Raw genomic sequence first — 11,248 nt, forward strand, 5'->3', positions numbered from 1 at the left:
AGAGGCGGCCATGCGCATCCTGATTTCCAACGACGACGGCATCCACGCACCGGGGCTCGTGGCGCTGGAGACCATCGCCCGGGCGCTTTCCGACGACGTCTGGGTGGTGGCGCCGGAGACCGACCAGTCGGGCTTCGCCCATTCGCTGACGCTGCACGATCCGCTGCGCGCCAGGAAGATCGACGAGCGCCGATTCGCCGTGCGCGGCACGCCGACCGACTGCGTCATCATGGGCGTCCGCCACATCCTGCCCGGCAAGCCGGACCTGGTGCTGTCCGGCGTCAACGCCGGCACCAACATGGCTGACGACGTCACCTATTCGGGTACCGTCGCCTGTGCCATCGAGGCGACGCTGCTGGGCATCCCGGCCGTGGCGCTCTCGCAGGCCTACGAGGATTTCGTCGGCCGCATCCCCTTCGAGACCGCCGAGGCGCTGGGGCCGGACGTCCTGCGGAAGCTGACGGGGCAGGGCATTGCCCACGGCACCTTCGTCAACGTCAACTTCCCCAACTGCCGGCCGGACGAGGTGACGGGCATCGAGGTGACGCGGCAGGGCAATTTCGCCTACGACCACGGCATCGACGTCGAGAAGCGCATCGACGCCCGCCACAAGCCCTACTACTGGCTGACCTTCCAGCGCGGCGAGATGCTGTGCGCGCAGAGCACCGACGCCTTCGCCATCTCGCGCAACAAGGTGTCGGTCAGCCCGTTGCGCCTCGACCTCACCGACATCGAGGCGATGGAGCGGATGCGCGGCCTGTTCTGAAAGACCGCTCCGGCCTGTCGTCGCGCCTTCGGATCTCGAAAGCCGGGTCTGTCGATTCGCCGGAGCAGTTTCCAACCGCCGTCCGCGTGCCGCGATTTTGCCGGCTTCAACACTTTATCAAGGCCATTGGTCTTACTTTTGACACCTCCGTCGTAAATGCAGCGTCGCAATTCATGTTTTGCGGCATTGCGCGAGAGTAATGGTGTCGATGAGGCCTTTCGAGCCGGACAAGGTGGCGATCGCGGAACTGACCATGAAGCTCCGCGGCATGGGTGTCACCGATACCCGGCTGCTGCGCGCGCTCGAACTCGTTCCCCGCCGCATGTTCGTCGCTGCCGCCCACCAGGCGAGTGCCTATCTCGACCGTTCGCTGCCCATCGAATGCGGCCAGACGCTCAACGCCCCCTCGACGGTGGCGCTGATGGTGTCGGCACTCGGCGTCCAGCCGGAGGACAAGGTGCTGGAAGTCGGCTGCGGCTCGGGTTTCCAGGCGGCCATCCTCGCCCATCTCGCGGCGCAGGTGGTGACGATGGACCGCTTCCGCAGCCTGATCGACATCGCCGAGGACCGGCTGGTCGCCCTCAGGATCGCCAACGTCACGACGCTGCTCGGCGACGGGCTCGAAGGCTTCACCCGCTACGCGCCCTATAACCGGATCCTGGTCGACGGCGCGGTCGAGAAGGTGCCGACGGCGCTGCTCGACCAGCTCGCCGACAAGGGCACGCTGGTGGCGCCGGTCGGCACCGGCCACACCCAGACGCTGGTGCGAATCTCCCGCGACGGCCGGCTGTTCCACCGCGCCGAGCTTGGCCGCATCAAGCAGTTTCCGCTGCGCGAGGGCGTTGCCCGGCGGCTGTGAGTCTGGCGCCGGATGCTTTTGGCTTCGCCGGAAGTCTTGCGGAATTCAGCGGTTTTCCCTGCCTTTGCCACTTCTTCATACGAGGTCGCCGCGTCGCCTTAAACCTTTATCAACGTTACTGCGGCTTAATCATTGCAGTTGATGTCGAGCAGGCGAGACCTGATCCATGAGTAACCTAGCGATCCGCCGCACCTCCCGTTTCCTGGTCCAGGCTGCCGCCCTCGCGCTGGTGGCCGGCTTCTCGGCCGGCTGCAGCGGCGACACGAGCCGTTTCGGCAACATATTCGCCGAGACCGATAATCAGGACCAGATCATCGGCCGCGCCGATCCCATGCCGACCGGATCCATAAATCCCCAGGCGACCTACGCGCAGCCCGCCTATGCGCAACCGGCCTACACGCAGCAGACCTATGCCGCGCCGGCCTCCACCTATCCTTCGGGCAGCGTTTCCTCCAACGCTCTGCCGCCGGCCCCCGGCGCCGTGGTCAACAACGGCGCCTATGTCCGCCCGGCCCAGACCGCCGCGTTGCCGGCGCCGCCGGCCACCCAGCCCTGGGCCCCGGCCAACGGCACCTCGATCACCGTCAAGCCCGGCGACACGGTGCAGGTGCTGGCCCGCCGCTACGGCGTTGCCGAATCGTCGCTGCTTGCCGCCAACGGCCTCGTTGCCGGCGCCCAGCTGACGCCCGGCCAGACCATCGTCATTCCGGCCTATACGCAGCCGACCACGGCGAGCGCCGCTCCGGCCGCCGCCACCGGCGGCATGGCGCCCGGCCCGCAGGTGCTCGGCCAGCTGCCGCCCACCAAGCCGCCGGTGCCGAAGTCGGTGTCGAGTGAGGTTGCCGCCGCCGTGCCGGCCAAGCCGGCCGCGCCGGCCACCACCACCGTTGCCATGGCGACGTCGACGGCCTCCGACGCGCGGCCCGGCCTTCTGCCGCCGGCCGGCAACACGCCCGCCCAGCAGGCCGGACAGCAGACGGCGGCGCTGGCGCCGAGCCAGACCCAGCCGAGCACCAAGACCGCCACGCCGGCCACGACCGGCGTCGAGAGCGCCGCCGACGGCAGCTTCCGCTGGCCGGTGCGCGGCCGCGTCATCTCCGCCTTCGGCGTCAAGCCGGGCGGCGAGCGCAATGACGGCATCAACATCGAGGTGCCCGAGGGCACGCCGATCAAGGCGGCCGAGGGCGGACAGGTGATCTACGCCGGCAACGAATTGAAGGGGTTCGGCAATCTCGTGCTGGTGAAGCATCCGAACGGCTTCGTGTCGGCCTATGCCCACGCCAGCGAGGTGCTGGTGCAGCGCGGCGACAGCATCCTGCGCGGCCAGACCATCGCCAAGGTCGGCGCCACCGGCAACGTCAGCCGGCCGCAGTTGCACTTTGAAATCCGCAACGGCAACCGGCCGGTCGATCCGCTGCCCTACCTCAGCGGCTGACGGCCGACGATCCGGCAGCACGGTTCTCAACCGGCGGCGTCAAAGCCGCCGGTTTTCTGTCTGCCGGTTCAGCGCCAGTCGCGCGGGATGACGCGCTCGTCGTCGGTGACGCAGGCGAGGCTGTCGGCCGGCGGCTGGGCGTTGCGGCTCGCGACATAGGCGGCACCGGCGTCGCTGCCGCAGATCGGCCGGGCGATGACCTCGAAGCCGCCTTGGCGCAGGCAGGCGCCGATGTAGCGCTCGCGCAACTCGGCGTTGACGTCGCGCGTGCGAGTGCTGCCGGGATAGACGAAGCCGCCGGTCTCGCGGCAGTAGCGGCGGCCGCTCACCGGGTCCTCGCGGCATTCGGTGAAGCCGGGCCGGTAGACCGGCGGCCGGATTTCGGTGACCAACGCCTGGGGGATCTTCTCCAGCGATTCGATGCGGCAGGCATCGGCCGCCGACTGCCGTTCGGCAAAGCTCGATCCGGCCTTGTAGACCACCGGCACCGGTCCGGATACGCAACCGGCAAGGAACAGAAGCGTCCCCGCCGCCGCGACGCGTTTCAACATGATCCTCTCCTCCGCCGTGGGGCGGCCGTCAGACGCCGAGCCGCAGCCGGCCGGCCAGATCCTGGACATATTGCCAGGCGACGCGTCCCGACCGCGCGCCGCGCGTCCGTTCCCATTCGAGCGCTTCCGCCCGCAGGAGGTCCGGATCGACGTCGAGTCCCAAGGCCGCGACATAGCCGTATACCATGTCGAGATAGTCATCCTGCGAGCAATTGTGGAAGCCGATCCACAGGCCGAAGCGGTCGCTGAGCGACACCTTCTCCTCCACCGCCTCGCCGGGGTTGATCGCCGTCGCACGCTCGTTCTCCATCATGTCGCGCGGCAGGAGGTGACGGCGGTTGGAGGTGGCGTAGAACACCACGTTGTCCGGCCGGCCCTCGATGCCGCCTTCCAGCACCGCCTTCAACGACTTGTAGGAGGTGTCGCCGTGGTCGAAGGACAGGTCGTCGCAGAACAGCACGAAGCGATGGCGGCTGTCGCGCAGCATCTTCATCAACAGCGGCAGGCTCTCGATGTCCTCGCGGTGAATCTCGATCAGCTTGAGCGGCGTGACGTTTCCCTCGCCGGCGAGACGCCGGTTGACCTCGGCCTGCGCCGCCTTGACCAGCGACGACTTGCCCATGCCGCGGGCGCCCCACAAGAGCACGTTGTTGGCCGGCAGGCCGCGGGCGAAGCGCTCGGTGTTGGCGACGATCATGTCGCGGTTGCGGTCGATGCCCTTGAGGAGGCCGATCTCAACGCGATTGACGCGTTTGACGGGTTGCAGCGACGCCGGGTCGGCGACGAAGACGAAGGCGTCGGCCGCCTCGAAGTCCGGCGTCTCGGGCGCCGGCGGCGCCAGCCGCTCAAGAAGGCCGGCGATGCGTTCGAGATGGGCGTTCAGCGTGTCGATGGGGGAAGCGCTCACATCCGGTCTCCTCAATGCCGCTTCAGTACCAAGCGGTACTCTCCCGTCTTCTTTATTGCCCGGCCCGCCCCGATGCAAACCGCGGAAGGCCATTTCCGGTACGCTTCGGCGCATTTCCTGCCGGAGACTACCTAGTCCGTGGCCCCGAGAGCGCCTACACGTAGCTTTGGTTTGCAAAGTCCCCCGGCCTAGGTATATTCCGGCCACTTTCGCGTGGACGTCTCGCCGTCCTGCCGAAGACACTATGCCTCGTCGGTCCGGCTTGCGGGCGGCGTCAGGCCAATGGAGTTGACCCGATGTTCGTAACCCCAGCCTTCGCCCAGGCGGCCGGAGCGGCCCCCGGCGGCGCCGATTTCCTGATCCAGTTCGCGCCGTTCATCCTGATCTTCGTCATCATGTACTTCCTGCTCATCCGGCCGCAGCAGCGCAAGGCCAAGGATCACCGGGACATGCTGAAGAGCCTCCGGCGCGGCGACGTCGTCGTCATGCAGGGCGGCCTGATCGGCAAGATCGTCAAGGTCGTCGACGAGAACGAGCTGCTGCTCGACGTCGGCGACGGCACCGCCAAGGTGCAGGTGCGCGTCGCTGCCGGCCTGGTGCAGCAGCTCCGCGCCAAGGGCGAGCCCGTCAAGGAAGGCGCCTGACCGCACAGGCGGTACAAGATTGAAGGCGGGCAGCTTGGCTGCCCGCTTTCGGCCAATAAGGTCCGAGGCAGCAAATGCTCTATTTTTCCCGCTGGAAAGTAACCGCGATCCTTTTGACGATCTTCGTCAGCCTCGTGGTCCTGGTTCCCAACTACCTGACCTCCGACCAGATCAAGAACTACTGGCCGTCCTGGCTACCGGGACGTCAGGTGGTCCTCGGCCTTGACCTGCAGGGCGGTGTCTATCTGCTCTACCAGGTCGACGTGAACGACTACAAGCAGAAGCGCCTCAAGGCGCTCGAGGGCGACATCCGGCAGGCGATGCGCGACGAACCGCGCATTGGCTACACCGGCCTCGGCATTCAGGGTGACCTCGTCCAGCTGAAGATTCGCGACGCCGACAAGGTCGACGAAGCGGCCAAGCGCCTGCGCAACCTGCTCAATCCGCTGTCGACCGGCGCGCTCGGCGGCGCCGCCGTCTCCGAGTTTCAGCTCGAACAGGGTTCCGACGGCCTGATGCGCCTCGGTTTCTCCCAGGCCGGCCTCGACAAGCGGCTCGGCACCGTGGTGCAGCAGTCGATCGAGGTCATCCGCCGCCGCGTCGACCAGATGGGCGCCGTCGAGCCGTCGATCCAGCGTCAGGGCTCCGACCGCATCCTGGTCGAGGCGCCCGGCGAGAAGGACCCGGAGCGACTCAAGAACATCATCGGCCGCACGGCGCAGATGACCTTCCACCTCGTCGACCTCAACGTGTCGCCCGACGAGGCGGCCAAGGGCAACCTGCCGCCCGGCGAAATCCTTCTGAAGCAGAAGGAGCCCGGCGGCATGCCGATGGTGGTCGACGAGACGCCGCTGATGACCGGCGAGGATCTCACCGACGCCCAGACCTCCTTCCAGAGCCAGACCAACGAGCCGGTGGTGTCCTTCCGCCTGTCGACGTCGGGCGCCCGCAAGTTCGCGCAGGTGACCACCGACAACGTCGGCCGGCTGTTCGCCATCGTGCTCGACGACGAGATCATCTCGGCGCCGCGCATCAACGAGCCGATCACCCAGGGTTCCGGCCAGATTTCCGGTCACTTCACCGTCGAGAGCGCCAACGACCTCGCCGTGCTGCTGCGGGCCGGCGCGCTGCCGGCCAAGCTCGCCGTCGCCGAGGAGCGCACCGTCGGCCCCGGCCTCGGCGCCGACTCGATCGCCGCCGGCGAGCGGGCCGCGCTGATCGGCACGGTCGCCGTCGTGATCTTCATGCTGGCCGCCTACGGTCTGTTCGGCATCTTTGCCAACGTGGCGCTGGTGGTCAACCTGATCCTGATCATGGCGATCATCACCATCCTGCAGGCGACGCTGACGCTGCCCGGCATCGCCGGCATCGTGCTCACCATGGGCATGGCCGTCGACAGCAACGTGCTGATCTACGAGCGCATCCGCGAGGAACAGCGGCTCGGCCGGTCACCGGTGTCGGCGATCGACGCCGGCTTCCGCCGCGCCTTCGGCACCATCCTCGACGCCAACATCACCACGCTGATCGCCGCCATCGTGCTGTTCCAGATGGGCTCCGGCCCGGTGAAGGGCTTCGCGGTGACGCACGTCATCGGCATCGTCACCACCATGTTCACGGCCATCACCTTCACCCGACTGGTGGTGGCGACCTGGGTCCGCTATCGGCGGCCGTCCGTCGTTCCGCTCTGATCCGGATCCCGAGGCTCCATCATGCGCCTGCTTCGCCTGTTTCCCGACGACACCAAAATTCCCTTCATGAAGTGGAGGAAGTGGAGCTTCCTGTTCTCCGGCATCGCGTCGGTGCTGTGCTTCATCTTCCTCTACACCCACGGCATGAACACCGGCATCGATTTCCAGGGCGGTACGCTGATGGAAATCCAGACCAAGTCCGGCCCCGCCGACCTCGAGGGGATCCGCCACACGCTCGACGCCCTCGGCCTCGGCGAGGTGCAGGTGCAATCCTTCGGCGCCGATGACGACGTGCTGATCCGCATCGTCCGCCAGGAGGGCGGCGACGAGGCGCAGACCGCCGTGGTCACCAAGGTGCAGGCCGCCTTCGGCGACAGCGTCGAATACCGCCGCACCGAGGTGGTCGGTCCGCGCGTTTCCGGCGAGCTGGCCGAGAACGGCATCATCGGCGTTCTCGCCGCGCTGGCGCTGATCATGGTCTACGTCTGGTTCCGCTTCGAGTGGCAGTATTCGCTCGGCGCGGTGATCGCCACGCTGCACGACGTGGTGATGACCATCGGCTTCTTCGCCGTTGCCCAGCTCGAATTCAACCTGTCGTCGATCGCCGCCATCCTGACCATCGTCGGCTATTCGCTGAACGACACGGTCGTGGTCTACGACCGAATCCGCGAGATGCGGCGCAAGTACAAGCGCCTCAACCTCGTCGTCCTCCTGGACCTCGCCATCAACCAGACGCTGACCCGCACCACCAACACCGCGCTCACCACGCTGCTGGCGCTGGCCGCGCTGGTGATCTTCGGCGGCGAGGTGATCCGCTCGTTCACGGCGTCGATGCTGTTCGGCGTGGTGATCGGCACCTACTCGTCGATCTTCATCGCCGCGCCGATCCTGATCTTCCTCGATCCGCAGCTTGCCGGCGACAAGTCGGCGAAGAAGATCGAGGACGACGGCGACGAGGCGGCCGAGCCGGCGTGATTTGGTAAGGTAGAGCAGGGCTGTTATAAGGCCCTCATCCGATACCCCCTTCGGGAGGTGCCGCCGATGAAGCTGTTCGGGCCGCGAGGCCATCCCCTGGAACGTCGCGACCAGCACCTGCCCGAGCAGGTGCCGGTGGACGCCTATGGCAACGGCGGCTTCCGCTTCGGCGGCATGTCGCATCGCGGGTCGATCCTGATCCTGCCGTCGGGCGTTCACGGCTGGGCGGCCGCGACGCCCGCCGATATCACCACCGACAGCCTGTCGGCCGTGTTCGACGAAGCGGCGACGATCGACATGCTGCTGGTCGGCACCGGCCGCGACCTCGTGCCGCTGCCGAAGGCTGTCGCCGCCGCACTCAGGGCCAGCGGCACCGCCTTCGAGGCCATGTCGACCGGCGCCGCCGTCCGCCTCATCAACGTCATGCTCGACGAGCGGCGTCGCTTCGCTGCCGCGCTGCTGGCGGTCGACTGATGGCGCCGGCCGCCCGCCTCGACGATGCCTACCGTTACTGCGAGGACCTCGTCCGCGACCACGATCGCGATCGCTGGCTGGCCGACCGGTTATTGGCGGACGACCGCCGCCGGCACGCCTTGGCCATCCATGCCTTCTCCTACGAGGCGGGCCGTGTCCGCGAGACGGTCCGCGATGCCATGCCGGGGGAAATCCGCCTGCAATGGTGGGTCGATGCCATCGAGGGCGAGGCGCGCGGCGACGTTGCCGGCCATCCGGTGGCGGCGGCGCTGATCGACACCATCCGTCGCTTCTCGCTGCGGCGGTCGGGTTTCGTCAACCTCCTGGAGGCGCGCCGCTTCGACCTCTACGATGATGCCATGCCGACGCTGAACGACCTCGAAGGCTATGCCGGCGAGACGGCGTCGGTGTTGTTCCTGGAAGTGGCGCAGGTGCTCTGCGACGGCGCCGACCCCAGGGCGGCCGACGCCGCCGGCCATGCCGGCGTCGCCTATGCGCTGACCGGCCTGATGCGGTCGCTGCCGATCCACGCCCGCCGCAACCAGGTCTACCTGCCGGCCGACCTGCTCGGGAAGGCCGGCCTCGATCCCGACGACGTGCGCCACGGCCGCAAGGCGGAGCAACTGGCCGGCGTGCTCGCCGATCTCCGCCGGCAGGCGGCTGACCATCTCGACCGGGCGCTCGCGGCGCTCACTGGCACGGATCCGCGCGCAAAACCGGCCTTCCTGCCGCTCGCCTTCGTCCGGCCCTACCTCGACGCACTTGCTAAGACGCCACCCTACGGCCCGGTGGCCGAACTGGCCAACTGGCGGAAGCCGCTGATCCTCTGGAAGTTCGGGCGGCGGCTTTAGCCCCGCGCACTGGCTTCGATGAGGCCGATCAGGCCCTTGAGCATGGCGATGGGCTCCGGCGGGCAGCCGGGGATGACGAGGTCGACCGGAAGGACAGCCGACACCGAGCCGATCGTCGCGTAGCTCTTGCGAAAGACGCCGCAGCCGGCGGCGCAGTCGCCCACCGCCACCACCCATTTCGGGGCCGGCGTCGCGGCATAGGTGCGTTCGAGGCCCTCGCGCATGTTGGCGGTCACCGGTCCGGTGACCATCAGCACGTCGGCGTGGCGCGGCGAGGCGACGAAGCGCAGGCCGAAGCGCTCGACGTCGTAGTAGCTGTTGTTGAGCGCGTGGATTTCCAGCTCGCAACCGTTGCAGGAGCCGGCATCGACCTCGCGGATCGACAGGCTGCGGCCGAGCCGCGCCCTGGCGACGGCGCCGAGCCGGGCGGCCAGTTCCTCGAGTTCGGCATCGGCAACTGCCGGCGCCTCTTCGGTCACCGGCCGCCGGAACAGGCCTTCGAGCAGCATGCGGCGCATGGTGGATGTCCGTTTCTAGAGATCGCTGCCCGAATAGGAGCAGTTGAACGACTTGTTGCAGATCGGGAAGTCGGCGACGATATTGCCCTCGATCGCCGCTTCCAGGAGCGGCCACTGGAATACCGACGGATCGCGCAAGGCGCCGCGCAGCACGCGACCGTCCTCGTCGATCCTCAGCCAGACCAGCACGTCGCCGCGGAAGCTCTCGACCATGGCGAGGCCCTCCGTGGAGGTGTCGTGCGGCTCGTTGGCGAGGCCGCCGGCCTGCGGCACCCGCCGTTCGCTCAAGGCGGCCGCCACCGGATGGGCGATCGGCCCGGCCGGCAGCCGGTCGAGGATCTGCTCGATCAGCTCCAGGCTCTCGTAGACCTCGCCGATGCGCAGCCAGACGCGGGCGTTGACGTCGCCGTCCTGGCGCGTCACCAGCTTGAAGTCGAGATCGCCGTAGGGCGGATAGCCCGGCGTCTTGCGGGCATCGAAGGCGCGGCCCGAGGCGCGGCCGACCGGGCCGCCGGCCCCGAAGCGGCGGGCGAGGTCGGCCGACAGGGTGCCGGTGGTGACGGTGCGGTTCTGCAATGACGCGGTGTTGTCGTAGAGTTCCACGAGGCGCGGGAACCGCTCGCGGATGTGGCGGGCCATCGCCTTGATCGCCGAGGCGTCGTGGAGATCGACGGCGACGCCGCCGGGCACGATGCGGTCCATCATCAGCCGGTGGCCGAAGGCGGCCTTGGAAGCGCGCAGCACCTCCTCGCGCAGCATGCCGCAATGGGCGAGCATCAGCGCGAAGGCGGCGTCGTTGCAGATGCCGCCGATGTCGCCGAGGTGGTTGGCGAGCCGTTCCAGCTCGGCCATCAAGGCGCGCAGCCAGATCGCCCGCTGCGGCACGGCAACGCCGAGCGCCGCCTCGGCGGCCCGCGCGAAGGCGAAGGACCAGGCGACCGTGCTGTCGCCGGAAACGCGGGCAACGACGCGCGCCGCTTCGTCCAGCGTCGTGCCGGCAAGCAGCCCCTCGATGCCCTTGTGAACGTAGCCGAGCCGTTCCTCCAGCCGCACGATGATCTCGCCGTTGGCCGAGAAACGGAAATGGCCGGGCTCGATGATGCCGGCGTGCACCGGGCCGACGGCGATCTGGTGCAGCGGCGGCCCCTCGGCTGCGAGGAACGGATAGGCGTCGCCGTCCGCCGCTACCGACGTTGCGGCGCCGAGCGGCTCCCGGACGCCCCAGCGGCCGTGATCGAGCCAGCGCCGGTCGTCGGGGAGCCCCACGGGCACCAGGCCGTAAAGGTCGGCGATCGCCCGCTCAAGGCGGAGCGCCGGCGGATGGGTGAGGCCGACCGACGGGAAGCTGCCATCGGGGACGGCCAGCGTCAGCACGGTCAGCGCGCCGTCGTCGTCGTCAAGCACGGCCATGTGCATGGCGCGCGGCTCGGCCCAGAGGTGGGCGAGCGTGGCATTGCCGGCGGCGATGGCCAGCGTTGCCTGCCGCCAGAGGTCGGCATCGACGGTGATGCGCGGCCAGGGCTTCTGCTCCTCGACGGTGAGGGCGGCATTGAGAAGGGCGGTGCGGAGCGTGCTCATGA

General features: G+C 68.3%; 12 protein-coding genes. 8 read left to right on the forward strand and 4 right to left on the reverse strand.

Features of this window, described 5'->3' with window-relative positions; genetic code table 11:
* The first annotated feature begins 10 nt into the window (after positions 1 to 10).
* The 3 genes from surE (at position 11) to H512_RS0110185 (ending at position 3,060) form a co-directional block, all read left to right on the forward strand.
* Positions 11 to 766, forward strand: a complete 756-nt coding sequence (gene surE / locus H512_RS0110175; RefSeq protein ID WP_026783361.1) for a 5'/3'-nucleotidase SurE — start codon at positions 11 to 13, stop codon at positions 764 to 766.
* A 208-nt stretch (positions 767 to 974) separates the two neighbouring features.
* Positions 975 to 1,625: a protein-L-isoaspartate(D-aspartate) O-methyltransferase gene (locus tag H512_RS0110180; protein ID WP_036791171.1), complete on the forward strand. Its 651-nt coding sequence runs from the start codon at positions 975 to 977 to the stop codon at positions 1,623 to 1,625.
* 166 nt (positions 1,626 to 1,791) lie between these two features.
* Entirely contained in the window at positions 1,792 to 3,060 is a 1,269-nt protein-coding gene (locus H512_RS0110185; protein ID WP_026783363.1) for a peptidoglycan DD-metalloendopeptidase family protein, read from the forward strand.
* A gap of 68 nt (positions 3,061 to 3,128) precedes the next feature.
* Here H512_RS0110185 and H512_RS0110190 read toward each other — a convergent pair whose 3' ends face one another.
* Positions 3,129 to 3,611 (reverse strand): hypothetical protein, encoded by a 483-nt coding sequence (locus H512_RS0110190; protein ID WP_026783364.1) that lies wholly within the window; start codon positions 3,609 to 3,611, stop codon positions 3,129 to 3,131.
* A 28-nt stretch (positions 3,612 to 3,639) separates the two neighbouring features.
* A complete protein-coding gene (locus tag H512_RS0110195; protein WP_026783365.1) occupies positions 3,640 to 4,518 on the reverse strand; it encodes an ATP-binding protein in 879 nt (292 codons plus the stop codon).
* A gap of 296 nt (positions 4,519 to 4,814) precedes the next feature.
* On the opposite strand from H512_RS0110195, the gene yajC reads away from it, so the two are divergent.
* The 5 genes from yajC (at position 4,815) to H512_RS0110220 (ending at position 9,150) form a co-directional block, all read left to right on the forward strand.
* Complete coding sequence (yajC, locus tag H512_RS0110200; RefSeq protein ID WP_026783366.1) at positions 4,815 to 5,162, forward strand: preprotein translocase subunit YajC; 348 nt, start codon at positions 4,815 to 4,817, stop codon at positions 5,160 to 5,162.
* Between the two features lie 74 nt (positions 5,163 to 5,236).
* Positions 5,237 to 6,850, forward strand: coding sequence for a protein translocase subunit SecD (gene secD / locus H512_RS0110205; protein WP_026783367.1), 1,614 nt, complete (start codon positions 5,237 to 5,239; stop codon positions 6,848 to 6,850).
* 21 nt (positions 6,851 to 6,871) lie between these two features.
* Complete coding sequence (secF, locus tag H512_RS23455) at positions 6,872 to 7,825, forward strand: protein translocase subunit SecF (RefSeq protein ID WP_036791123.1); 954 nt, start codon at positions 6,872 to 6,874, stop codon at positions 7,823 to 7,825.
* A 66-nt stretch (positions 7,826 to 7,891) separates the two neighbouring features.
* On the forward strand, positions 7,892 to 8,299 hold the full coding sequence (locus H512_RS0110215; RefSeq protein WP_053239745.1) for an Mth938-like domain-containing protein: 408 nt from the start codon (positions 7,892 to 7,894) through the stop codon (positions 8,297 to 8,299).
* Positions 8,299 to 9,150: a phytoene/squalene synthase family protein gene (locus H512_RS0110220; RefSeq protein WP_053239746.1), complete on the forward strand. Its 852-nt coding sequence runs from the start codon at positions 8,299 to 8,301 to the stop codon at positions 9,148 to 9,150. Before H512_RS0110215 ends, H512_RS0110220 begins: the two co-directional genes overlap by 1 nt.
* Here the strand turns inward: H512_RS0110220 and H512_RS0110225 are convergent.
* Complete coding sequence (locus tag H512_RS0110225; RefSeq protein ID WP_026783370.1) at positions 9,147 to 9,668, reverse strand: NADH-quinone oxidoreductase subunit B family protein; 522 nt, start codon at positions 9,666 to 9,668, stop codon at positions 9,147 to 9,149. The genes H512_RS0110220 and H512_RS0110225 overlap by 4 nt on opposite strands.
* Positions 9,669 to 9,683: 15 nt before the next feature.
* Positions 9,684 to 11,246, reverse strand: coding sequence for a hydrogenase large subunit (locus H512_RS0110230; RefSeq protein ID WP_026783371.1), 1,563 nt, complete (start codon positions 11,244 to 11,246; stop codon positions 9,684 to 9,686).
* Positions 11,247 to 11,248 lie beyond the last annotated feature (2 nt).

It is taken from the genome of Pleomorphomonas koreensis DSM 23070 (assembly GCF_000425185.1).
Lineage (GTDB): Bacteria > Pseudomonadota > Alphaproteobacteria > Rhizobiales > Pleomorphomonadaceae > Pleomorphomonas > Pleomorphomonas koreensis.